The organism is Mannheimia granulomatis (assembly GCF_011455695.1).
GTDB lineage: Bacteria > Pseudomonadota > Gammaproteobacteria > Enterobacterales > Pasteurellaceae > Mannheimia > Mannheimia granulomatis_A.
Genome location: NZ_CP015030.1, coordinates 2041831 through 2066572 on the forward strand (window position 1 = coordinate 2041831; position 24742 = coordinate 2066572).

A 24742-nucleotide genomic window follows, 5' to 3' on the forward strand; every position below is an offset into this window, starting at 1 on the left:
CGAATAAATGTGTAAATCTGGCACAAATTCACGATGAAACACTACTAGGAAAATTGGGGAATAATTTATCTGTCGAACAACGCCAACGGTTTTTTATTACTCCCTGTACAAAAGCTAAAAATATTATTTATGGACGAGGCTACAAGCTTTTAGATGAGAAAAATGAGAGAAAAGTTAACAAGGCGATATCAAAATTAGCGATTACAAGGGGGTTAGTGGCTCATTGAAAATCGACAGTAGAAAGTATGGATAGAAATGTAAATCTGTGAGCCAGAACACATTTTTTACTTAAAAACAAGAGTATTATAAGTATCAGTTTAACAACCTAAAAAAGGAGGAATAATTGCCGCAATATTTAAAAATTGTTCTTATGACCATCACAGCAATTGTCATGGATGGTTATTTAACATCTCTTGGCATTGATACCGTATATAGATTTATCATAGCTATTCCAATAATATGGCTTGTAGTATGGCTGTTAGAGAAAATCACAACCTACTTTAAAAAGTAAGGAGAAATGATTAAATAGATAAAGAGCATTTAATATTTTTTCAAATCTTTCAGAAAAATTAGTTTTATACTGGTAATATAATTCACAAATTTAGATTGAAATTTTTTTACAAAAAAGCACCTTGAGTGATAAATCACATCAAGGTGCAAAGGTTTTATTTATTGTTCAGGAAATTAAAGAAACTTCGCTTTTAACTCTTTCACAACGGCTTTTTGTTGTGCGTTGAGTTCTTTGGTCATTGGCTCACGGCAGTAGCCTGCTTGTACGCCTTCTTCTTCCAATAAGCCTTTAATGGTTTGGTATAAACCGTTGCCTAAAATACCTTCGATTAAATCGTTGGTCACATTTTGAATTTCAAATGCTTCTTTGATTTTACCTTGTTGCGCCAATTCAAAGATTTGACGTGCACGAATACCGTTTACGTTGAAGGTTGAACCGATTGCACCATCAATACCCAATACTGCTGCCGGCAACATCATTTCATCGAAACCTGCATAAATTAAGTGGTTCGGGAATGCTTTACGTAAACGTTCTAATAGGTAGAAATCGCCCGCGGTGAATTTCACACCGATGATTTTTTCGTTTTGGAATAATTCAGCAAATTGAGCCACACCGATGTTTACGCCGGTTAAGAACGGGATAGAGTAAACGATCATCGGGCTTCCGGTTTCACGAATAATGGTTTCGTAGAAATTTTTGATTTCCGGGAAGCTGAATTTGTAGTAGAACGGTGTTACCGCAGATAAAGCATCATAACCTAATGAAGTGGCATATTTACCTAACTCCACCGCTTCTTTTAAGTTTACACTTCCTACTTGAGCGATTAATGCAATTTCATCTTTCGCTTCATCTTTTGCAATGCGGAAAATTTCTTTTTTCTCTTCGGTTGAAAGCATGAAGTTTTCGCCGGTTGAACCACCCACGTACAAGCCATCCACTTTCATCTTGTCGATGTTGTGGCGGATAATCTGGCGTAAACCTTTTTCATTGATTGTGCCGTCTTCGTTGAAAGAAACGAGTAAGGCACTAAAAATACCTTTTAAATTTTTCATTTGAATCTCCAAAATAAGAATTTTGTTAAAGAGTTAATCCTTGTTTAAGACGGTTTTCCGCCCACCACGCAGCACCGATTAATCCTGCATCCTGTCCGGATTTTGCATTTTCTAATGCACACTGATAAACAGCGGGCATTTCAGATAAGTAACGTTGAACGAGTGGTAAATAGCCTTCCGCTAATCCAACACTACCGCCTAAAACGACTTTTTGTATATCTAAACTGATTTTTAAATCTGCAATTAAATTGGCAATTGCTTTTGCAGATCTTTCGACTAATTCGACCGCTTGTGGGTTACCTTGTCTAAAGCGTTCAAACGCTTCTTTTGGTGAACAAGGGTTTTCCCATTTGCTTGAAACTGCTTCAATTGCACGGCCGGCAGCAACGGCCTCTACACAACCGATGCGTCCACAACCACAAACAGGGCCGTTTGGATCAGACAATGTATGACCTATATGACCGGCAATACCATTTGGGCCGGTTTGTAATTCACCGTTTAAAATAATGCCACCACCTACACCGGTAGAAACGGTAATAAAAACAAAATTTTTAACCGCTTGCGGAGGTTCAAATAAATATTCTGCACAGACAGCAGCTTGTACATCATTTAATAAACCGATAGGTTTATCGGTATGGCGTGCAATGCTCTCTTTAAGTGGGAACTCCGCTAATCCGCCCAAGTTTTTCGGGTTCAATGCGGTGAGCACACCTTGATTAATAATGCCTGTTGAGGCAACAGAGACAAAATCAAATTGCCCTTGGTAGCCCTGTATAATCTCTGAGATAGCTTGGTGTAAACTTTCTGCCTGATCTTCCTGAGGTCTGTCGGTTGGCGTTTGAATTTGCTTACGTTGCTCCACTTGGTTGTTGTAAACAATAGCGGTCGCAATTTTGGTACCACCAATATCTATGGCTAAACAACGCATACGCTTACCTCTATTTTTGTGCTGATTTTACCGAATCGGCAAACCAGCTCACGATATGCTCTAAACGTGTTAAAGCTGAGCCAACCGTTACATAATCAGCCCCGATTTCCATCGCTACTTTGGCGAGTTCTGGAGTGTTATAACGCCCTTCTGCCATTACATTACAGCCTGCCGCTTTTAAATCTTTTACTAATTGATAATCCGGCTCATCGGGAATTGGGCCGCCTGTATAGCCTGACATTGTACTGCCGACAATATCAAATCCTAACTGTTGGCAATGCAAGCCCTCTTCCAGAGTCGAGCAATCAGCCATTGCTAAGCAACCTTTTTCGTGAATACGTTTTACCGCATCTTCAATGCTGACAGGACGAGTACGGAATGTGCCATCTACGGCAATAATATCCGCGCCGGCTTCAGCTAAGGCATCAATATCTTCTAAGAAAGGGGTAATACGGACAGGCGAGTCAGGTAAATCACGCTTAACAATACCGATAATCGGCACTTCAACCGCCGCACGGGTAGCTTTTAAATTATCCACTCCCTCAATGCGAATACCTTTAGCTCCACCAATCACTGAAGCTTGCGCCATTGCGGCAACAATTTCAGGTTTATCCATCGGACCATCATCTACAGGTTGACAAGAGGCAATAAGTCCGTTTTGAATTTTGTTTAAAATAGTATCACGAGATAGTTTTGACATAATAGTTCCTTTTTTTACATTTCAAAAGGTAGTCAATGGACTAGATTTTGGGTGTGAAGAAATACTCCAAATAATTATACTTTAATAAATATTTACTACAAATAGAAAAATGGAAAAATGTGAGATAGGTCTCATTTTTTATAAAAAATAAGATATTAGTGCGAGTGAAAATGAAAAAAGCAGTTGGAAACAACTGCTTTTAGTATGTGGCGGAAATGCATGGGAGTTGAACCCACCCGAGAACGCTGGCGTCCTCAACAGGATTTGAAATCCTGCCACCTCACCGGAGATGACGCACTTCCGAATGTCTGGCAATATTGTACTTTATTTATTAGAATTGTCCAAAATATTCTCTTAATAATAAATTTTATGCAGCCATTATTCCGACAAATTCCTTCTCTCGACTTACTATTAAAAAAGCCACAAGCGGTCGAATTATGTAAAAATTTTGCATATTCTACGGTAGTAGAGCAGGCTCGATTATTGATTAACCAAGCTCGTCAACTTATTGCTGAACAGCAGGTTGTTCCCTCTTTTATTTGTGATGAAAATGAATTTTTCCGCAAATTGGAGCAAAAGCTTAAATCTTTAAGTTCGGTTGATATTAAAACGGTATTTAACTTAACCGGCACGGTGTTGCATACTAATTTAGGGCGAGGTTTGTGGTCGGAAAAAGCGATTGAAGCAGCAACTAATGCAATGCGAAATAATGTAGCGTTGGAGTTTGATATTACAGAGGGCAAACGTTCACATCGTGATAATTTTATTTCCGAGTTAATACAGAAACTTACTGGGGCAGAAGCTGCTTGCGTGGTAAATAACAATGCGGCAGCGGTGTTGTTAATGTTGGCAACTTTTGCTCAAGGCAAAGAGGTAATTGTTTCCCGCGGCGAATTGGTGGAAATTGGCGGGGCATTTCGCATTCCCGATATTATGGTTCAGGCAGGTTGTAAATTGGTGGAGGTTGGTACCACAAATCGCACGCATTTAAAAGATTATCGCAGCGCGATCACCGAAAATACCGCCTTTTTAATGAAAGTTCACACCAGTAATTATCATATTGAGGGCTTTACCAGCTCAGTATCGGAAGAAGAACTGGTGGCATTAGGCAAAGAGTTTAATTTGCCTGTGGTGAGCGATTTAGGTAGTGGTTCGCTTACTGATATGCAAGCCTTAAATCTACCTGCCGAACCAATGGTGCAACAAAAAATGGCTGCTGGCGTGAGTTTGGTTTCCTTCTCGGGCGATAAATTATTAGGCGGTCCACAAGCCGGCATTATTGTAGGTAGCAAAGCGATGATTGAACAACTGCAACATCACCCGTTAAAGCGGGTACTTCGTTGTGATAAGGTGATTTTATCTGCCCTTGAGGCAACACTTCGCCACTATCTGTTTCCGGAAAAACTCACAAGTGCTCTACCAACATTGAACCTGCTTACTCAGTCGGTTGAGGTGTTACAAAATAAAGCAGAGCGGTTAAAAACGGCATTAAGCAAGCGGTTAAATTCCCACTATATTTTGCAAATTGAACCCAGCCTCGCCCAAATCGGCAGTGGAGCCTTACCGAAAGAAACTCTGCCTTCGGTAGCAGTAACTATTTCCGCGGAAAAACAGAGTGATTTGATTGCTTTAGAGAAACAATTTAAAACCTTCCCAAGCCCGATTATCGGACGATTTGCTCAGCAGAAATTCTGGTTGGATTTAAGATCGGTGGCGGAGTTTGAAAAGTTGATTGAAATGTTGGGATGAAAAAAGGGAGTATATTTGCTCCCTAATTTTTATTTATCGCCACACTCAAAAATTTCGGCTTTAACTAAATAGCTATGAATATGCTGGCTATCCATAGTTTGATCTGGGCAATCAATCCCAGTAGCGCAGTATGCCACTTCAAGAGGTAGATATGAGTATAGATAAAGAGATTTTTTCAAAACAACTTGGTATAAACATAGCAAAATATAGACAGGCATTAGGATTAACACAAGAACAACTAGCCGAAAAATTAGATTTAGGTAATGAGGCTATATCAAGAATTGAGCGTGGAGTTGCAATACCTAGCTTAATGAGATTATTTGAGTTTTCTAAGGTTTTTCATTGTAATGTTGCAGATTTATTATCTGAAGGCACAACTAAAAAAGATGATATTGAATATATAGCCTTGTTATTGAAAGATCTTTCAGAAAATGATCGCCAATTTACAATTAGAATGTTGGAACAATTAGTTGTTCATTTAAGAACCAAACCTTGAACTTTATCCAAATAAGGCTAGAATGTTTATTATTCAATAAATAGAAGGGGAATGTATGGATATTACTTTATCGCATAATTTTCTGGAAACAGATAAGCAAAAGCATTTCTATACCAGTGATGAGCTTGATTTACTCAATAAAAACCCGATTATTGCTGAACAATTTTATGATGCAATAAAAAGCGAAGTCGATAAACTTTCCTACACAGCTGATGTTTATCGACTTCGCAAGCAAAAAAGGAATTCCCATTTTAAATGGGAAGTATCAAGTAAAATTCCTGATAGGTCAGGAAAATGTCTATATTGTAGATTTTAAATCTGCTCGTCAAAACAGTTACTGATTTTCACACAAGGACTTCTCATGATCATCTGCACCGCAGGCCATGTCGATCACGGCAAAACCTCTCTTTTAAAAGCCTTAACAGGTAAAGATACAACTCACTTACCCGAAGAGCAAAAACGTGGGTTAACTATTGATTTGGGGTATGCTTATTTGCCTGTTGAAAATGATATTTTAGGGTTTATTGATGTGCCGGGGCATCAGCGTTTTTTATCGAATATGCTTGCGGGGCTTGGTGGGATTAATCACGCTTTGTTGGTGATTTCTGCTGAGGAAGGCATTAAACCTCAAACTGAAGAGCATTTGGATATTTTGCGTTTGCTGAATTTCCAACATATTATGGTGGTGATTACTAAAGCCGATCGGGTGGAAGAAGCTCAAATTTCACGATTAATTGAAAACATCAAAAGCCAATATTCATTTCTGGCAGACTCGAAAACGTTTATCACTTCAGCGAAAACAGCTCAAGGCATTGAGGAATTAAATGCTTATTTAATCGAGCTTAATCAACAAAGTCATGCTATTCAAAAACCGTTCCGCTATGCAATTGACCGTGTATTTAATGTTAAAGGTGCAGGTTTAGTGGTAACCGGTACAACGGTTTCGGGGCAAGTAAGTGAAGGAGATGAACTGTTTTTATCGAATGGTAAAAAACTGAGAGTAAAAGCCATTCATGCACAAAACAGCCCTTCAAACACAGGCTATGCCGGACAGCGTTTGGCGTTAAATATTGCCAATGTGGAAAAAGAGGATATTCAGCGAGGCGATTGGGTTACCGGACTTGAGCCGAAATTTGCTACCGATCGAATTACCGTTTTGCTTACGGCAAATCAGACGTTAAAAGAAAACAGTATTGTGCATATTTACCACTTTGCGTCTCATATCACCGGCAAATTGAATCTGCTTGAGGTAAAGCAAGCGGTCAAAAATCAGCAATATTTTGCAGAAGTGATTTTGGATGAAGCTTTGCATATCGCTGTGGGCGATAAACTTATTTTACGCAGTGGTGATGACAGCCAAACTTTGGCCGGAGCTGAAGTGCTGGAAATCGATTCCCCGAAACGGCATAAACGTAGTGATGAGCGTTTGGCATTTGTAAAAAATTTGGCAAAAACAACCGCTTGCCATGATTTTACAGTACGAGTGAACTTGTGCTTACAAAACCGAGCGAAAGAATTGTCGGCACTTCAATGGTCTGAACAATGCTTTGCTGAAGATATTGCGGCGCTGGGTTTTAACACTTCCTCAAAATGGGTGTTTACTTCTGAGTTTAAAACGCAAGCTCAACAAAAAGTGTTAGAAAAAATGGCGGAATATCACGGGCAACACCAAGATCAAATAGGGGTAACCAAAGCCCGTTTATATCGCATTGCGTTACTGGATTTACCTGAAAATCTGGCAAATCAATTTATTGATGATTTAGTTGAGCAAAAACAACTTACCAATAGCCGTGGCTGGTTGCATTTGCCGGCTCATCGCATTGAATTTGATAAGGAAGAATTGCAACTTTGGCAGCAAATTCGACCGCTTTTTGAAGCGACAAACCAAGCTCTTTGGGTACGAGATATTGCAAGTTCATTATCTGTTGATGAAACAAAAATGCGAAATTTACTCTATAAAGCCGGGAAGCTGGGTTATTTGATTCCTATCGTAAGAGATAGATTTTTATTAATTGATCAGATAGAAGCCTTTGCTCAATTAATAAAATCGTTTATTCAAGAGAATGGCGCTATTTCGGTTAATCAGTTGCGAGATCAATTAAATTATGGACGAAAGCTTACGGTTCAGTTGATTGAGTATTTCGACCGTTCCGGTTTTTTAAGACGCAAAGGTGATGTGCATTTGTTGCGTGATAGTGAAACTTTTTAGCCATACTTATTTTGATTATAAAAAATAATTTTACTAATTAGAAAATCTATGCTAAAAACTTGGAGCTAAGAGGCAAATGCAACTCAAAGAAGTTTCGTATCTCTTGTGGTGTTTTGGAGCAAAAGCTTATAAAACAATAAAATCATCCTTTTCTCATCCTTATGCTTAGGAGTTAAAAATGAAAAAATTAGTTAAACTTTCTTTTCTTGCAAGCCTTGTGATGGGCAGTGCTTCTGTTCAGGCTTCTGAAACATTTGTGACTATTGGTACCGGTGGTCAAACAGGGGTTTATTATGTGGTAGGTCAATCTATTTGCCAATTAGTGAACCGTGATACTGCAAAAACAGGTGTGAAATGTAATGCGCCTTCAACCGGTGCTTCTGTGGCGAACTTAAATGCGATTGCTGCAAAAGAGATGGATATGGGGATCGCACAATCTGACTGGCAATACCATGCATACAATGGTTCAAGCTCATTTGAAGGCAAGAAAAACGATAAAATCCGTGCAATTTTCTCACTTCATGCAGAACCGTTTACAGTAATGGCTCGTACTGATGCTAATATCAAATCATTCGATGACTTAAAAGCTAAACGCGTAAATGTGGGCGATCCGGGTTCAGGTACACGTGCAACAATGAATGTGATTTTAGCTGCAAAAGGTTGGACGGATAAAGATTTTAAAGTAGCTTCTGAATTAAAACCGGCAGAAATGGCTTCTGTAATGTGTGATAACAACTTAGATGCGATTACTTATAACGTAGGTCACCCAAACGGTGCGTTAAAAGAAGCTGCTGCGTCTTGTGATGCGAAGTTAGTACCGGTAACAGGCCCTGAAATTGATAAATTAGTGGCTGATCACTCATATTATGCGAAAGCAACTATTCCGGGTGGTTTATACAAAGGTTCTGACGAACCAACAGAAACTTTCGGTGTATATGCAACCTTAGTGACCTCTGCAGATGTTGATGCAGATAAAGTTTACACAGTAACGAAAGCGGTATTTGATAATTTTGACCGTTTTAAACGTTTACACCCTGCATTTGAGCACTTAAAACAAGAAGAGATGATTAAGAATGCTCTTTCTGCTCCATTACATGAAGGGGCGGTACGTTACTATAAAGAGAAAGGTTGGATTAAATAATTTTTTATTCTCCTAACTTTATTCAATCAGCACGTTTTTCAGCGTGCTGGTTTTTTGCTTTTGGGGAACTGTTGATAATTTATCAATTTTTACCTTTGATTGATAACTTATCAACAGTGTCTTAGACATCAAGCGGTTCTTTTTTGAAAAAAATTTGCAAAATTTTATAAAATAATGACCGCTTGTATTTTTTGAGGGATCTTTTATGTCAGTTGAATCTAAAGTTGATTATGATGACCTACAAGATATGGTTGCTTCCAATGATTCCGGTGGGCGAACACCATCGGGGCTTGCGAAAAAAACCATTATTTATGTCGCTATTCTTTGGTCTTTATTTCAAATTTACTATGCCTCGCCTATCCCGTTCGTATTACAAGAATGGCTAACTCACGCAGGCATTAATTTAAATGTGGTGGTAGATGATACTAAAGCGCGTTCTATCCATCTGGCATTTGCGATGTTCTTAGCGTTTTTATCTTATCCTGCTTTTGCAACTTCACCTAAACACCGAATTCCACGAATTGACTGGATTTTTGCGTTTGTAGGGGCGTTTTTGGCACTGTACTATCTTTTCTTCTATGAAGGATTGGTTAAACGCTTTGGTGCCCCAAATCTGCAAGATATTATTGCTGGCTGTGCAGGTGTGTTGTTGGTACTTGAAGCTACCCGTCGCAGCCTTGGTTTACCTTTGGTGGTGATTGCGATTGTATTCCTAATTTATAACTATTTTGGACAATATTTACCGGCGGATTGGATTATCAGTCACCGTTCAGGCTCCTTATCGCAAATCATTAACCAACAATGGATCACTACCGAAGGGGTGTTTGGTGTGGCCCTTGGGGTATCGACTAAATATGTATTCTTATTCGTCTTGTTTGGTGCATTACTAGATAAAGCCGGAGCTGGTAACTACTTTATTAAGACAGCTTTTGCTTATTTGGGGCACTTACGTGGAGGTCCGGCAAAAGCTGCTGTGGTTTCTTCTGCATTGACCGGCTTGATTTCCGGTTCATCTATTGCGAATGTTGTAACTACAGGGACTTTTACCATTCCTATGATGAAGCGTGTGGGCTTTACAAAAGAAAAAGCTGGAGCGGTAGAAGTTGCTTCATCGGTAAACGGTCAAATTATGCCACCAGTTATGGGGGCTGCGGCATTTTTAATGATCGAATATGTCAATATGCCGTATAGTCAGTTGATTACTCACGCCTTCTTACCAGCATTGATTTCTTATATTGCATTGGTTTATATCGTGCATTTAGAAGCGTGTAAAATGAACTTACAAGGGTTGCCAAGAACTGATCCGCCAAGCCCGATTTTAATTTTCTTATTAAGAACTGTTACTTCTATTTTAGTGGTAGTTGGCTTAGTGCTTGCAGTGAATTACGGATTGGGCTGGATTCGTGTTGTGGCTCCTGACTATGCATTTACGATTGTTTGTGTACTGTTGACGGCATGGTATGTGTTGGCTATTCGCCGCGTAGCAAGCTTCCCTGATTTAGAGGCTGATGATCCAAATTCAGATATTGTGAAACTACCGTCAAGAAAACCGACTGTAAATGCAGGCTTACATTATTTAATTCCTGTGGTGGTTTTACTTTGGTGTTTAATGGTTGAAATGCTTTCTCCGGGGCTTTCTGCTTTCTGGGGAACGGTAACTTTAATTTTCATCCAATTAACTCAACGCCCATTGTTAAATTTCTTCCGTAACGAGAGCATTACAAAAGAAATTATTAAACAAGGCGTGAAAGATGTGGTGGATAGTTTAGAAGCGGGTGGTCGTAATATGACCGGTATCGCTTTGGCAACTGCAACCGCAGGGGTGATTGTTGGGGTTGTTGCCTTAACCGGCTTTGGTGTTCAGCTTTCAAGCGTGATTGAATTCTTGTCGATGGGAAACATTATATTAATGTTAATTCTCGTGGCAATATTCAGCTTGATTTTAGGTATGGGGTTACCTACTACTGCAAACTACATCGTGGTTTCTTCCTTGATGGCAACGGTAATTGTGGAAGTCGGTCGCCAAAACGGTTTAATTGTACCGTTAATTGCTGTGCATTTATTCGTATTCTATTTCGGAATTATGGCAGATGTTACTCCACCTGTTGGTTTAGCCTCTTTCGCAGCCGCTGCTATTTCAGGGGGAAGCCCGATTAAAACCGGTATGGTGGCATTCTTATATAGTTTAAGAACGGCAATTTTACCTTTCCTATTTATTTTTAATACGGATTTACTATTACTGGATCTTCGTTACCCAGGACAAGGGTGGGTTGTATTTATTACCGCCACGGTTGGTGTATTGGCCTTTACCTCAGCGACAATGAATTACATCCTAACTAAAAATAAATGGTGGGAAACGGCATTATTGGTTATTGCTGCGTTTGCTTTATTCCGTCCGGGCTTCTTTATGGAGCGTATTTATCCGTCTGAACGTCATATTGAGCCGATTCATTTGAGTCAAGAGCTACAACAGGCGAAAGTAGGACAAAATATTACCTTAAAAGTCGAGGGCTTAAACCCTTATGGTAAAGAGATAGAGTTTTATGCTCAAATGCCTGTACCGGAAGGTAATACGGGTGAAGAACGTTTGAAAAATCTCGGTTTAACTTTACTTCAAACGGAAGAAAAAATTGAAGTAGACGGCGTTGAAACGCCAAAAGTGGTGATTGATATGGTAGAGATTGATTCACCGGCGGCAAAAGCAGGTTTAAACTGGGATCAAACCTTACTCTATGCAGCTGTTCCTCAGCCTGCACCAAGTAAAGAGTGGATTTTTATCCCGGCATTGTTAGCTGTATTTGGTATTGTGGCAAACCAACGCCGCAGAGTCAAAAAACAGCAGTAGTAGCTTAAATTAAGAGAACGCCTGCTTTGGCGTTCTCTAAGGATTAACTATGTATAATAAATTACTTATTGCGATTGATTTAGCTGATCTTAATAGTGCTAAATATGTAGTAGATACCGCACTACAAATTACGGCAAAAAATCCAAATGCGGTTTATCGTGTCGTTTCAATCATTGAGCCTGTGGATAACAGCTTAATTTCGGCTTTCTTACCTAAAAACTTTGATAAAGAAGTAGTACAAGAAGCTAATCAAAAATTGCATGATTTTACAAAAACGCACTTTCCGGAAGGTTCAAAAGTGCAACATATCGTGGCTTACGGCACTATTTACGAAGAAATTTGCCGTATTGCTGATGAAAAATCAGTGGATTTAATCTTAATGTTGGCAAGTAGCAAGCCTAAAGCAAAAGGATTAAGTTCCAATACCGTTAAAGTTGCTCGTAACACCAGCAAGCCAATTTTAGTGTTAAGATAACAAATCTTGCGTTATTCAGTTACAATAGTGCCATTCTGCTCGAATGGCATTTTTATTTATGACAAAAACGAAAAAACTTTCTTCTCGTGCACTTTCTCCTAGAGCTATTAGTGCGAACATTATTTTACAAGTGCTAGACCAAGGTAAATCGCTTTCTACCTTAATCCCTGAAGCACAAAAACAGCTAGACCCTAAAGATTTTCCCTTGGTGCAAGAAATCACTTTTGGGGTATGTCGAATGCTGCCCCGCTTGGAATCGATCATCAAATTATTGGTAGAAAAACCGCTTAAAGGCAAAACGCGTTTGGTGCATTGTTTGTTATTAGTGGGATTATATCAATTACTTTATATGCGAGTGCCGCCTCATGCTGCTGTGGATGAAGTAGTGAATGCTACCAAAGCATTAAAACTGGATAGCTTTCGAGCATTAACTAATGGTGTGCTACGTCGTTTTTTACGTGAGCAGGATGAAATTTTGGCGAAAGTTGATAAGCATTGGCAGACTTATCACCCTGAATGGCTGGTAAATAAGCTGAAAAAAGCCTATCCAGATTGGCGTGATATTATTGAAGCTAATAACCAACGCCCTCCTATGTGGATTCGGGTAAACCAACAACATATTAAAGCGAAAGATTATTTGGTGTTGTTGGGGGAGATGGTTGCAAAAAATTTGCAAAATTCTACCGCTTGTACGCCTGATTGTGCATTACTGTTAGATAAACCTGTGGCAGTAAATCAGCTTATGAATTTTGAACAAGGCTGGGCAACGGTGCAAGATGTTCACGCACAATGGGCTGCGGAATTGTTAGAGGCTAAAAACGGCGAAACGATTTTAGATGCCTGTGCTGCACCGGGTGGTAAAACTACCCATATTTTAGAAAAAGCCCCACAAGCAAACGTGATTGCCTTAGATATTGAAGAAAGTCGTTTAAAACGCGTGCGTGAAAATTTAGTTCGACTTGGACAGGCTGCACAAGTCATCTGTGGAGATGCTTCAAAACCGCAAGAATGGCTGACGGATGATGTGATGTTTGATCGCATTTTACTTGATGCACCTTGTTCGGCAACCGGAGTCATTCGTCGCCATCCTGATATTAAATGGCTACGCAAAGAAGGTGATATTGCTGAATTAGCTGCATTACAGAAAAACATTCTTGAGGCTTTATGGGCAAGATTGAAACCAAAGGGTATCTTACTTTATGCAACCTGTTCTGTTCTTCCTGATGAAAACAGCGAGCAAATCAAGAAGTTTATGCAATCTCATCCTGATGCTAAACAGGTAGAGATGAACTTTAACGGTGAAAAAGTAGTAGAAAAACAGTTTTTTCCGCATGAAAACGGTGGAGATGGTTTCTTCTATGCAAAATTACAAAAAGTGGTAAATTAAATGAAAATTATCATTTTAGGGGCGGGGCAAGTAGGCTCAACGCTGGCAGAAAATTTAGTGAGTGAGGACAATGATATTGTTTTGGTTGATAACGACCCCGCACGATTAGATAAGCTAAAAGATAAACATGATTTACAGGTCATTCGTGGTGAATATGCATCGCCCCGTGTATTGCGTGAGGCTGGGGCGAATGATGCTGATCTTTTGGTCGCAGTGACCGATAGTGATGAAGTAAATATGATTGCCTGCCAAGTGGCTTACACTTTATTTAATGTGCCAACCAAAATTGCCCGTATTCGCAGTGCAGACTATGTGCGGGAAAAAGATCAGCTTTTTAATGATGATGTCTTGCCTATAGACCATATTATTGCTCCTGAAATTTTGGTGAAAAAAGATATTTTGCGTTTAATCCACTACCCAGGAGCATTACAAATTGCGCATTTTGCCGATGAATTAGTGAGCTTGGTGAATGTGAAAGCTTATTATGGTGGTCCTTTAGTCGGGTACCCGATTTCGGCATTAAAGGATCACCTGCCTCATATTGAGGCAAGAATAGTCTCTATTTTCCGGCAAGATAAACCGATTTTTCCGCAAGGCTCAACTATTATTGAGGCCGGAGATGAAGTCTTTTTTATCTGTGCAACCCAACATATTCGGGCTGTGATGAGTGAATTACAGCGTTTAGATCGACCGCATAAACGTATTATGATTGTGGGGGGAGGAAGTATTGGGTCTTCTTTAGCGCAAGATTTGGAAGATCAATATAGGGTAAAAATTATAGAGCGTAACCCGAAACTAGCGGAAAAATTAGCGGAAAAACTCTCCAATACTTTAGTATTAACCGGCGATGCCTCCGATGAAGAATTGCTGTTTGAAGAGCATATTGAGAATATTGATTTATTCCTTGCTGTAACCAGCGATGACGAATCCAATATTATGGCAGCGTTATTGGCAAAGCGTTTAGGTGCGAAAAAAGTGATTATCCTTGTGCAACGTTTAGCCTATTTACACCTTATTCAAGGCGGAACGATTGATATTGCAATTTCTCCTCAACAAGCTACCATTTCTGCGTTAGCTAGCTATGTGCGAAAAGGGGATATTTTACAAGTTTCTTCTTTAAAATTAGGGGTTGCCGGTGGAGTGGAGATCATCGCACACGGTGATGAAACTACCTCTAAAGTGGTTGGTCGTCAAATTAAAGATTTAAAACTGCCGCAAGGTGCGATTGTTGGTGCGATTGTGCGTGGTGAGGCAGTGATTATAGCCCATAAATCCACTATTATTAAAGAACATGACCGTGTCATTATTTTTGTAAATGATAAAAAACAAATTGATGAAATTGAAAAACTGTTCCAGATAGGTGTGTTCTTCTTATAACTCTCAAATAAGTTGGTAAGTTTTTATTAAAAACTTACCGCTTGTTAGATTCATACCATCATTTATTTTCTCCTCTTTTCTTTTCCTAACTGCCTATCTTATTCATTACAAAAGTGTGATCTACCTCTCAAATTTACAAAAAAATTTATAAGCATTTGATTTTAAAAGGTTTTTATATTTTTACTTTCATTGACTTTGAAGTGTCTTGGGAGTAACTTGTGAAACGTAATTTTACTATTTGAAATCCTAAGCGTTAGAGGTATCCAAAATGACTATTCGAGTATCTTATGAAGATTTAAAAGCACAGTTTAAACGCGTTTTACTTTCCCGTAATGTACGTGAAGAAATTGCTGAAGAGTGCGCAACGGTATTTGCCGACACTACACAAGCAGGTGCGTATTCCCACGGGGTAAACCGTTTTCCACGTTTTATTCAGCAATTAGAGAATGGCGATATTGTGCCTGAAGCGGTGCCAACCAAAGTGCTTTCATTAGGGGCAATTGAGCAGTGGGATGCTCATCAAGCCATCGGTAACTTAACCGCCAAAAAAATGATGGATAGAGCGATGGAGCTTGCCTCCCAAAACGGGATCGGTGTTGTTGCATTGCGTAACGCAAACCACTGGATGCGAGGCGGTTCTTACGGCTGGCAAGCAGCGGAGAAAGGCTACATCGGTATCTGCTGGACGAACGCTTTAGCGGTAATGCCACCTTGGGGAGCGAAAGAGTGCCGTATCGGGACTAATCCGTTAATCGTTGCAGTGCCAACCACACCAATCACAATGGTGGATATGTCTTGCTCAATGTACTCATACGGAATGCTCGAAGTGCACCGCTTAGCCGGTCGCCAAACCTTCGTGGATGCTGGTTTTGATGATGAGGGCAACCCAACCCGCGACCCCGCAACAGTGGAGAAAAACCGTCGTTTAATGCCAATGGGTTTCTGGAAAGGTTCGGGCTTATCGATTGTGTTAGATATGATCGCAACCCTGCTTTCTAACGGTGAATCCACTGCTGCGGTTACCGAAGATAAAGATGACGAATACTGCGTTTCCCAGGTGTTTATTGCAATTGAAGTCGATAGACTGATTGACGGCAAAACCAAAGACGAAAAACTTAACCGTATTATGGATTACGTTCGCACAGCAGAGCGTGCAGACCCGGATGTTGCTGTTCGCTTACCTGGCCACGAGTTCACCCAAATTCTCGCTGACAACAAAGCCAACGGTATTCCGGTCGATGACACCGTGTGGGCGAAATTACAGTCGCTGTAATTTAGGACAGAGGCGGAGCCTCTGAGGAATGCGTAAACCCCACACGGCTCGTGTGGGGTACAACGAACGGAGCAATCAATGTTTTTCGGTCATATTTCAAATTACAACCCTGCACAATATCCAAAAGCAGTTCAATTTGCGTTGGATTATTTAAAAAATACCGATTTTGACGCGATGGAAGCAGGTGTTTACGAATTAAAAGGTCGTCGTATTTACGTTCAAGTGTTAGATCTTGAAACAAAAGAGAAATCCGCGTTTCAGCCGGAAGTTCATCAAAATTATTTAGATGTGCAATATTTACATAAAGGGGTGGAATTAATGGCTGCCTCCATTGATTTAGGCAATAACCCTGTAGCGGTGGAATATAATCCTGAGCGTGATATTAAATTTTACGCATCGGTGCAAAACGAAAATGAATTCCGCTGCGAAGCAGGTAACTTTGCGGTATTTTTCCCTGAAGATACGCACCGCACGGCAATTTTTGCCGGTGAGGCAAAAATCCGCAAAGTGGTCGTAAAAATTGCGATGAGTGAGATTTGAGGTAACTTATGAGAGCCTTTGTACAATTAACCGGAAAAGTATTAGAGGTGTTGGCGGTAATTATTTTATCGGCAATGTCGATTTTGGTTTTCCTCAATGTGGTTCTACGTTATGGCTTTAACAGCAGCATTAACGTCACCGAAGAAATTTCTCGTTTTATGTTCGTTTGGCTCACCTTTTTAGGTGCAGTATTGGCATTTAGTGAAAATCAGCACGTAAGTGTCACTATGCTGACAGATAAACTTTCACCAATGAAGAAGAAAGTATTAGGTGTGCTAACAGATTGTATTATGTTGTTCTGCTGCTATTTAATCATTGACGGTAGCTGGATTCAATTTAACTTAAACCTGCATAACCTTGCTCCAATTTCAGGTTTGCCGCAAGGCATTACCTTCTTAGCAAGTACAGTCGCCGGTGTGTTAATTGCTACCTTAATTGCCGCTAGAATTATTGGAAATATCGGCGTTATTGCGAAAGGAGAAGTTAAATGACAGTCGTAATTTTTCTTTCGGTCTTACTAGGCTCTATCATTCTAGGGATTCCTGTTGCCTTCTCACTACTCGTATGTGGCGTAGCGTTAATGCTGCATTTGGATTTATTCGATTCACAAATTCTTGCTCAACAAATCGTCAGCGGTGCAGACAGCTTCTCGCTAATGGCGATTCCGTTCTTTATCCTTGCGGGTGAAATTATGAATGAGGGCGGCTTATCCAAACGGATTATCGACCTGCCGATGAAATTAGTCGGCCACAAACGCGGCGGTTTGGGCTTTGTAGCAATTCTCGCCGCCATGATTATGGCAAGCCTTTCCGGCTCTGCGGTGGCGGATACTGCGGCAGTTGCAGCGATGCTGCTGCCGATGATGAAAACCACCGGCTATCCGATTGACAAATCCGCTGGCTTAATCGGCACAGCAGGGATTATCGCCCCGATTATTCCGCCAAGTATTCCGTTTATCGTATTCGGTGTGGCAAGCGGTGTCTCTATTACCAAACTGTTCTTGGCCGGTATTTTCCCGGGCATTATGATGGGAATTTTCTTAGCCCTGTTATGGTGGTGGCAAGCGAAGCGTTTAGATTTAATGACCTTCTCCAAAGCGACCAAAGAAGAACTGTGCATTTCGTTTAAAAACAGTATTTGGGCGTTGTTACTGCCTGTGATCATTATCGGTGGTTTTCGTTCAGGGATGTTTACCCCAACCGAAGCCGGTGCAGTGGCGACTTTCTATGCTTTGATTGTTTCGCTGTTCGTTTACCGTGAAATGAAGCTCAAAGATTTATACAAAGTCGTATTAGCCGCAGCGAAAACCACCGCCGTGGTCATGTTCTTGGTTGCAGCGGCTAACGTAACAGGCTGGTTAATTACGGTGGCAGAATTACCGACAATGTTAACTGAATTGTTAGAGCCGTTAATTGAAAGCCCGACAACCTTGTTATTAGTGATTATGTTTGCAGTCTTCATTATTGGTATGGTGATGGACTTAACCCCAACGGTCTTAATTCTCACGCCGGTACTGATGCCGTTAGTGGAAGAGGCTGGGATCGACCCGGTTTATTTCGGCGTGCTGTTTATTCTCAATACCTCAATCGGCTTAATTACCCCGCCGGTGGGTAACGTGTTAAACGTGATAACCGGCGTATCTAAACTGCCGTTTGACCAAGCAGCTCGGGGTGTGTTCCCTTACTTAATGATGATGATTTTCTTGTTACTTTTATTGGTGTTCTTCCCGTCACTGGTACTTGTGCCGTTGGAATGGATGCAGTAAATGAAATTTAACTTTGCAAGCGGTGAGAAATTGCAAAAAATTTGTAAAAATCGACCGCTTGCACCCCACAATTTGTTTATCACAGGAGAACCCTATGAAACTTTTTAATTTAAAAACCTTAGCTGCCTTAGTCGCAGGTGTTGCCGTAATGAGTTCTTCAGCAATGGCTGAAACTTCACTACGTTTCGGTTATGAAGCACCACGTTCCGACAGCCAACACATCGCAGCAAAAAAATTCGATGAGTTATTGGCTGAAAAAACGAAAGGTGAAATCAAATTAAAATTGTTCCCAGACAGTACTCTCGGTAACGCACAAACCATGATCAGCGGCGTGCGTGGCGGGACGATTGATATTGAAATGTCAGGTTCACCCAACTTCACCGGCTTAGAGCCAAAATTAAACGTGATCGACATTCCGTTTATCTTCAAAGATCGTGAGCACGTTTACAAAGTGTTAGATGGTGAAATCGGTCAAGGCTTATTAAAAGATTTAGAAGCACAAGGCTTAAAAGGTTTAGCATTCTGGGATGTGGGCTTCCGTGCGTTCTCAAACTCTAAACACGCCGTAAACAAACCGGAAGACATCAAAGGCTTAAAAGTCCGTACCAACCAAAACCCGATGTACATTCAAGCGTTCAACTTGTTAGGTGGTAACCCAGTACCAATGCCGTTATCTGAGCTGTACACTGCATTAGAAACCCGTGCAGTCGATGCTCAAGAGCACCCAATCGGCATTTTCTGGTCTGCAAAACTATATGAAGTACAAAAACATTTAAGCTTAACCAACCACGGCTACACGCCGTTAATCGTGGTTATGAATAAAGCGAAATTCGACAGCTTATCCCCTGAGCTTCAAAACGCATTATTAGCTGCAGCAAAAGAAGCAGGTCAATTCCAACGTGACCTGAACGTGAAAAACGAGAAAGAGATCATCGAGAAATTACGCAAAGCAGGTATCGAAGTGATCGAAAAAGTGGATAACGCACCGTTCAAAGCCGCGATTGAAGCTGAAGTGCGTAAAGCCTTCGTTGAAAAACACGGCGATGACTTATTGAAAAAAGTGGATGCTTTAGCTCAATAAATTGACTTCATTTAAGTCTAAAACTCCCCCAACGCGGGGGAGTTGCAGTATAGACTCGACATTCTTAGGAGAGACTATGAAACTTTTTAACCTCAGAACCCTTGCTGCATTAGTTGCCGGCTTTTCTCTGTTTTCCACTGCTCAGGCAGAAAGCAATTTCCGCTTTGCCTATGAAGCCCCTCGCTCAGATACTCAACACATTGCGGCGAAAAAATTCAATGAGTTGCTGCAAGAAAAATCCAACAAAGCAATTAAATTAAGTCTGTTCCCCGACAGCACTCTCGGCAATGCCCAAACCGCCATCAGCGGTGTGCGTGGCGGTACGATTGATTTGGCAATGTCCAGCTCATCTAACTTCACAGGTTTAGTGCCGAAATTAAATGTGATTGATATTCCGTTTATTTTTAAAGATCGTAACCATGCTTATGCAGCATTAGACGGTGAAATCGGGCAAGGCTTATTGAAATCCCTTGAAGAGCAGGGCTTAAAAGGCTTAGCGTTTTGGGAGGTAGGTTTCAGAGCGTTTTCTAACTCAAAACATCCTATTACCAAACCTGAGGATATCAAAGGCCTAAAAATCCGTACCAACCAAAACCCAATGTACATTCAAGCCTTCTCTATCTTAGGGGCAAACCCGGTGCCAATGCCGTTATCTGAGCTTTACACCGCACTTGAAACCAAAGCGGTTGATGCACAGGAACACCCAATCGGTATTTTCTGGTCAGCAAAACTGTATGAAGTGCAAAAATATTTCAGCTTTACCAACCACGGCTACACCCCGTTAATTGTGGTAATGAATAAAGCGAAATTTGATGCGTTATCGCCTGAGCAACAAAAAGTATTGGTGGAAACCGCCCAAGAGGCAGGTAATTATCAACGCCAGCTTAATTTAGAGAATGAGCAAAAAATCATTGATTCTCTGAAAAAAGCGGGTATTGAATTTGTCGATAACCTCGACACCACGCCATTCAAAAATGCCGTTTCTGCTGAAACCCGAAAAGCGTTTATTGAGAAAAACGGCGATGATTTAGTCAAAGCAATTGATGCATTGGCGAAATAAAAATAGAGCCACAGCGTGGCTCGGTTAGACTAACCTCACACGGCTCGTGTGAGGTACAAGCGGTCAAAAAAGTAAAAAATTTTACAAACAACTTCCTCAAAGGAGGAGCAATGGCACAGCCCATTTTAAGTATGCAACATATCATCAAACGCTTCGGCAGCCATACCGCAGTGAATGATGTCAGCCTCGATATTTATTCGGGCGAAATTGTTGCCCTGCTCGGTGAAAACGGGGCAGGCAAATCCACCTTGATTAAAATCCTCGCCGGTATTTACGACCGTGATGAGGGCGACATTCTTTTCCACAATCAAAAAATCCAATCCGCCCACGCCCTTGAAAAAGGCAACAAAAAACCGATTGCTTTTATCCACCAAGACCTTGGCTTAATTGAGTGGATGACGATTGCCGAAAATATGGCGTTTGTGATGGGCTTCCCACGCCGCTTCGGTTTAATCGACTGGGCGAAAGTGCGTGAACAATCGCAAAAAGCCTTAGACTTCGTTGGCATTAAACTCTCTGCCGACACCCGTGTATTTGATTTAAGTCGCACTGAAAAAGCATTACTTGCAATAGCCCGTGCGATTGCCGTTAATGCTGAAATTTTAGTGTTAGACGAACCCACCGCGTCTCTTCCGGCCTCAGACGTAGAACATCTTTTCACTGTACTCAACCGCTTGCGTGAGCAAGGCGTGGGAATGATCTATGTAACCCACCGTTTAGACGAAGTGATCGCCATTTCCGACCGTATTCTTGTAATGCGTGATGGCTTCCCTGTCGCGGAAGGCGAAACCAAACTTTACGATGTGAAAGGCTTGGTAAAAGCGATTGTCGGCGAAGAAAGTCGTGGCAGACAGCGTGTCGATTTACCAACCAACACCCCTGAAATTTTAAGCCTTGAAAATGTGGTGGTGGGCGACACCGGCCCGGTCAATTTCCGCCTGCACAAAGGCGAGATGATTGCGTTAGCAGGGCTACGTGGTGCAGGCCAAGAGGAGATCGGACGTTTATTATTCGGCGAACGTACGCTCGACAAAGGCGAAATCCACTTAGACAAGCGGTCATATTCCGCCAAAAATCCGCAAGAGGCGATTGCCAAAGGTGTTGCGTTAGTGGCAGGCGACCGCACCCGTGAAAGTGTGTTTATGTCGATGACCACCAGCGAAAACCTGTTTATCAACCCTGTTTTAAGCGGGCATTCAGCATTAAAACGCTATTCCCGCCGTGAGGAGTGGGGCGAGAGCTGGTACAAATTCCAACTGTTCGATATTCGCCCGAAAAACCTGTTTATTGATGCCAGTGCCTTATCCGGCGGTAACCAACAGAAAATCGTGTTGGCACGTTGGATGCACCTTAATACGCCAATCCTGATTTTGGAAGACCCAACCGCCGGTGTGGACGTGGGGGCAAGGGCAGAAATTTACGATCTGCTCAACAAAGCACTCGCTGAAGGCGTGGCAATTATCGTGATTTCCACCGACTTTGAAGAGATCGCCCATTTATGCAACCGTGCGTTAGTCTTCAACCGTGGCGAAATTGCGGGCGAACTGCTGAATGAAGAAGTCACCTTTGCGAATTTGCTGGCGTTGGCATCGGATAGTCAGTCGAAACAACAATAACTTACTCTCGCCCGCTTGCGGGAGAGAGACAGCTCAAAATAGCGTAAGGCTATTTTGAGCAGAGAGAGGGCAAACAAGCGGTCATTTTTCTTAAAAATATTGCAAACCCTCTCCCTCCGAAAGCCTCACGGCTTTCTCCTCCCTCTCCCGCAAGCGGGCGAGGGGAAACGACAGAATTTAAACGGAGTAATCTATGGCTCAAACAAATATTAAATCCACTGCGTTAGAACAACCCGTCTCTATCGCCCGTGATGGCTTTATGGCGTGGTTCTCGCAAATGTCCACCCGCTACGGCTTATTATGGCTTTGCGTGCTGTTGGTGATTATTTTCTCACTCACCACCGAGTCTTTCGCCTCAATGCTCACTTTAAATGCGATTTTAGAAAGTAAATCAAAAATCGCCCTGTTAGCCTTAGCGGCAACCACCACGATGATCGTGGGTAAAATCGACTTGAACGTCGGTTTTGGGATCGTGTTATGGCACATTTTAGTGATTACCCTGCAAGTGCAATACGGCTTCTCGTGGTATATGGCGATTCTCATCGTGCTAGTGATCGCTGCCCTTTACGGCTTGCTGAATGGGATTTTAGTCGCATTAGCAGATATCGACAGCTTCGTGGCAACCTTAGGTTCAGGTACAGTGCTGTATGCCGTGGCGTTATGGCACTCAGGCGGTCGTCAAATTGTGGGGGATTTACCCGATGAATTTATCGCCCTAAACAGCACGGAGATTTTCGGCATTCCAATCTCTGCCTTCTATGTGTTGGCGGTGGCTATCGTGATGTGGTTAGTCACCGAACACACCCCAACAGGGCGTTGTATGTACGCCGTCGGTGGTAATCCAACCGCTGCTCGTTTAAACGGGATTAACATCAAAAAATACACTATCGTGCCGTTTATTGTCTCGAGCGTGATCACTGCCTTTACCGGTGTGCTGATTTCTGCACAACAAGGCGTCGGTCAAGCAAGCGTGGGTATGGACTACTTACTGCCTGCATTAGTCGGAGCATTCTTAGGCAGTACCACAATTCGCCCGGGACGGATTAACGTGTGGGGAACGGTGGTCGGTATCGCCATTCTCGCTATCGGGATTTCAGGTATTCAACAATTTGGTGGAGCGTTCTGGGTTGAGCCGCTATTTAACGGTGCAACGTTACTACTTTCCATCACTATCGCAGGCTATGCCCAGCGCAAACGCTTGTTAAACCAAAAAGCTGTACAGAAAAAATCAACCAACTAACCTTTGAGGATTTGATTATGAAACGCACATTTCGTACAACCTTAACCGCACTCGCAACGCTAACCGCTGTAGCTTTCGGCAGCCAAGCTTTTGCAAACGACGATCCGTTCGTGCAAGAAGCGAAGCAACTCGTTGCAGCCGCCACCGCCAAACAAGAAAAATGGGACGGCCCTACTACCGGCCCGCAATTACAAAAAGACAAAACCGTGATCTTCATCGCATCCGATATGAAAAACGGCGGCGTACTCGGGGTGATTGACGGGATGAAAGAAGCCGTCGGGGCAACCGGCTGGAAACTCGATGTGTTAGACGGTGCAGGCACGGTAAACAACCAACTGGCCGCCTTAAACCAAGCGATTGCCCGCAAACCGGATGCGATTGTGATTGGTGGCTGGAACCCGAACGTGGCAAAAATCCCACTGCAAAAAGCAACTAAAAACGGCATTACGCTTGCGGCGTGGCACGCCACACCTGAGCCGGGTGCGATTGATAAATACGGCATTTTCTATAACGTAACCTCTGATTCCGATGAAATTGCTCGCTTATCTGCAATGTTGGCGGTAGCAGAGTCTAACGGTAAAGCGAAAGCGATTATCTTAACCGACTCTTTATATGAAATTGCGTTACGCAAAGCGAACGTGATGAAAGAAGTGATCGAAAAATGTAAGGAGTGTAAGGTGTTAGAGTTTATCGATACCCCGCTTGCCGATACCTCAAGCCGTATGCCTAACTTAACCTTCAGCTTACTGCAAAAATACGGTGATGATTTAGAGTACGCCTTAGCCATCAACGATCTCTACTTTGACTTTATGGCGCCATCTCTACGTTCCGCCAACAAAGACAAACCATTTAGCATTTCTGCAGGGGACGGCTCGGTAACTGCTTACCAACGTATCCGTGCCGGTGATAAACAGTTTGCCACCGTGCCAGAACCGCTCAACCTCCACGGCTGGCAGTTAGTGGACGAATTAAACCGTGCGTTTGCGAACGAAAAACCGTCCGGCTACGTGACTCCGGCTCACTTAGTGACCAAAGAGAATGTTGCCTTTGACGGCGGCGAAAACAACCTTTATGACCCACAAAACGGTTATAAAGAGGCTTACAAAGCAATTTGGGGCGTGAAGTAACCCCAACAAGCGGTTGGATTTTGCAAATTTTTTACAAGATCTGACCGCTTGTAACGAATAATGAAATAATTTCTTCGATTATGGCTACTGCCAAATCTCCCCTAACCCCTCTTTGCTAAAGAGGGGGATCTGTTCTTAGTAAATTGAAATTTATCTTACTTAACAACATT

21 protein-coding genes and 1 tRNA gene are annotated in these 24742 nt (G+C 41.8%); 18 read left to right on the forward strand and 4 right to left on the reverse strand.

The window, feature by feature from the left end; all coding sequences use genetic code 11:
• Nucleotides 1-684: 684 nt before the first annotated feature.
• The 4 genes from nanA to A4G16_RS09900 form a co-directional block, all read right to left on the reverse strand.
• The gene (gene nanA / locus A4G16_RS09885) at nucleotides 685-1563 is read right to left on the reverse strand and encodes an N-acetylneuraminate lyase (RefSeq protein WP_165889698.1); all 879 of its coding nucleotides are present in this window, start codon (nucleotides 1561-1563) and stop codon (nucleotides 685-687) included.
• Nucleotides 1564-1588: 25 nt separating this feature from the next.
• Nucleotides 1589-2491 carry an N-acetylmannosamine kinase gene (locus A4G16_RS09890; RefSeq protein WP_165889699.1) on the reverse strand — a complete coding sequence of 301 codons (903 nt, stop codon included), beginning with the start codon at nucleotides 2489-2491 and terminating at the stop codon, nucleotides 1589-1591.
• Between the two features lie 10 nt (nucleotides 2492-2501).
• Nucleotides 2502-3191 carry an N-acetylmannosamine-6-phosphate 2-epimerase gene (locus tag A4G16_RS09895; RefSeq protein WP_165889700.1) on the reverse strand — a complete coding sequence of 230 codons (690 nt, stop codon included), beginning with the start codon at nucleotides 3189-3191 and terminating at the stop codon, nucleotides 2502-2504.
• Nucleotides 3192-3398: 207 nt separating this feature from the next.
• Nucleotides 3399-3493, reverse strand: a tRNA-Sec gene (locus A4G16_RS09900).
• A 67-nt stretch (nucleotides 3494-3560) separates the two neighbouring features.
• Between A4G16_RS09900 and selA the strand changes: the two genes are divergently transcribed.
• From selA to A4G16_RS09990, 18 genes are all read left to right on the forward strand, one after another.
• Nucleotides 3561-4940, forward strand: a complete 1380-nt coding sequence (gene selA / locus A4G16_RS09905) for an L-seryl-tRNA(Sec) selenium transferase (protein WP_165889701.1) — start codon at nucleotides 3561-3563, stop codon at nucleotides 4938-4940.
• Nucleotides 4941-5070: 130 nt separating this feature from the next.
• Complete coding sequence (locus tag A4G16_RS09910; protein WP_237052370.1) at nucleotides 5071-5436, forward strand: helix-turn-helix domain-containing protein; 366 nt, start codon at nucleotides 5071-5073, stop codon at nucleotides 5434-5436.
• A gap of 55 nt (nucleotides 5437-5491) precedes the next feature.
• Nucleotides 5492-5752, forward strand: a complete 261-nt coding sequence (locus A4G16_RS09915) for a hypothetical protein (RefSeq protein ID WP_237052371.1) — start codon at nucleotides 5492-5494, stop codon at nucleotides 5750-5752.
• Nucleotides 5753-5797: 45 nt separating this feature from the next.
• Complete coding sequence (gene selB / locus A4G16_RS09920; protein WP_165889702.1) at nucleotides 5798-7645, forward strand: selenocysteine-specific translation elongation factor; 1848 nt, start codon at nucleotides 5798-5800, stop codon at nucleotides 7643-7645.
• Nucleotides 7646-7823: 178 nt separating this feature from the next.
• Complete coding sequence (locus A4G16_RS09925; protein ID WP_165889703.1) at nucleotides 7824-8786, forward strand: TAXI family TRAP transporter solute-binding subunit; 963 nt, start codon at nucleotides 7824-7826, stop codon at nucleotides 8784-8786.
• A gap of 205 nt (nucleotides 8787-8991) precedes the next feature.
• Nucleotides 8992-11631 carry a TRAP transporter permease gene (locus A4G16_RS09930; protein ID WP_165889704.1) on the forward strand — a complete coding sequence of 880 codons (2640 nt, stop codon included), beginning with the start codon at nucleotides 8992-8994 and terminating at the stop codon, nucleotides 11629-11631.
• Between the two features lie 49 nt (nucleotides 11632-11680).
• Entirely contained in the window at nucleotides 11681-12106 is a 426-nt protein-coding gene (locus tag A4G16_RS09935) for a universal stress protein (RefSeq protein ID WP_165889705.1), read from the forward strand.
• Between the two features lie 43 nt (nucleotides 12107-12149).
• Nucleotides 12150-13493: a 16S rRNA (cytosine(967)-C(5))-methyltransferase RsmB gene (gene rsmB, locus A4G16_RS09940; RefSeq protein ID WP_165889706.1), complete on the forward strand. Its 1344-nt coding sequence runs from the start codon at nucleotides 12150-12152 to the stop codon at nucleotides 13491-13493.
• Nucleotides 13494-14870, forward strand: coding sequence for a Trk system potassium transporter TrkA (trkA, locus tag A4G16_RS09945; protein ID WP_165889707.1), 1377 nt, complete (start codon nucleotides 13494-13496; stop codon nucleotides 14868-14870).
• Between the two features lie 274 nt (nucleotides 14871-15144).
• Nucleotides 15145-16143 carry a 3-dehydro-L-gulonate 2-dehydrogenase gene (gene yiaK / locus A4G16_RS09950; protein WP_027073488.1) on the forward strand — a complete coding sequence of 333 codons (999 nt, stop codon included), beginning with the start codon at nucleotides 15145-15147 and terminating at the stop codon, nucleotides 16141-16143.
• 78 nt (nucleotides 16144-16221) lie between these two features.
• The gene (locus A4G16_RS09955) at nucleotides 16222-16683 is read left to right on the forward strand and encodes a YhcH/YjgK/YiaL family protein (RefSeq protein WP_165889708.1); all 462 of its coding nucleotides are present in this window, start codon (nucleotides 16222-16224) and stop codon (nucleotides 16681-16683) included.
• A gap of 8 nt (nucleotides 16684-16691) precedes the next feature.
• Nucleotides 16692-17174 (forward strand): TRAP transporter small permease, encoded by a 483-nt coding sequence (locus tag A4G16_RS09960; RefSeq protein WP_165889709.1) that lies wholly within the window; start codon nucleotides 16692-16694, stop codon nucleotides 17172-17174.
• Nucleotides 17171-18448 carry a TRAP transporter large permease subunit gene (locus A4G16_RS09965; RefSeq protein WP_165889710.1) on the forward strand — a complete coding sequence of 426 codons (1278 nt, stop codon included), beginning with the start codon at nucleotides 17171-17173 and terminating at the stop codon, nucleotides 18446-18448. Before A4G16_RS09960 ends, A4G16_RS09965 begins: the two co-directional genes overlap by 4 nt.
• 94 nt (nucleotides 18449-18542) lie before the next feature.
• Nucleotides 18543-19529, forward strand: a complete 987-nt coding sequence (locus tag A4G16_RS09970; RefSeq protein ID WP_165889711.1) for a TRAP transporter substrate-binding protein — start codon at nucleotides 18543-18545, stop codon at nucleotides 19527-19529.
• Between the two features lie 76 nt (nucleotides 19530-19605).
• The gene (locus tag A4G16_RS09975) at nucleotides 19606-20589 is read left to right on the forward strand and encodes a TRAP transporter substrate-binding protein (RefSeq protein ID WP_165889712.1); all 984 of its coding nucleotides are present in this window, start codon (nucleotides 19606-19608) and stop codon (nucleotides 20587-20589) included.
• Between the two features lie 110 nt (nucleotides 20590-20699).
• The gene (locus A4G16_RS09980; protein ID WP_165889713.1) at nucleotides 20700-22205 is read left to right on the forward strand and encodes a sugar ABC transporter ATP-binding protein; all 1506 of its coding nucleotides are present in this window, start codon (nucleotides 20700-20702) and stop codon (nucleotides 22203-22205) included.
• A 193-nt stretch (nucleotides 22206-22398) separates the two neighbouring features.
• Nucleotides 22399-23445, forward strand: coding sequence for an ABC transporter permease (locus A4G16_RS09985; RefSeq protein ID WP_006249001.1), 1047 nt, complete (start codon nucleotides 22399-22401; stop codon nucleotides 23443-23445).
• A gap of 17 nt (nucleotides 23446-23462) precedes the next feature.
• Nucleotides 23463-24572, forward strand: a complete 1110-nt coding sequence (locus A4G16_RS09990) for a substrate-binding domain-containing protein (protein WP_165889714.1) — start codon at nucleotides 23463-23465, stop codon at nucleotides 24570-24572.
• Nucleotides 24573-24742 lie beyond the last annotated feature (170 nt).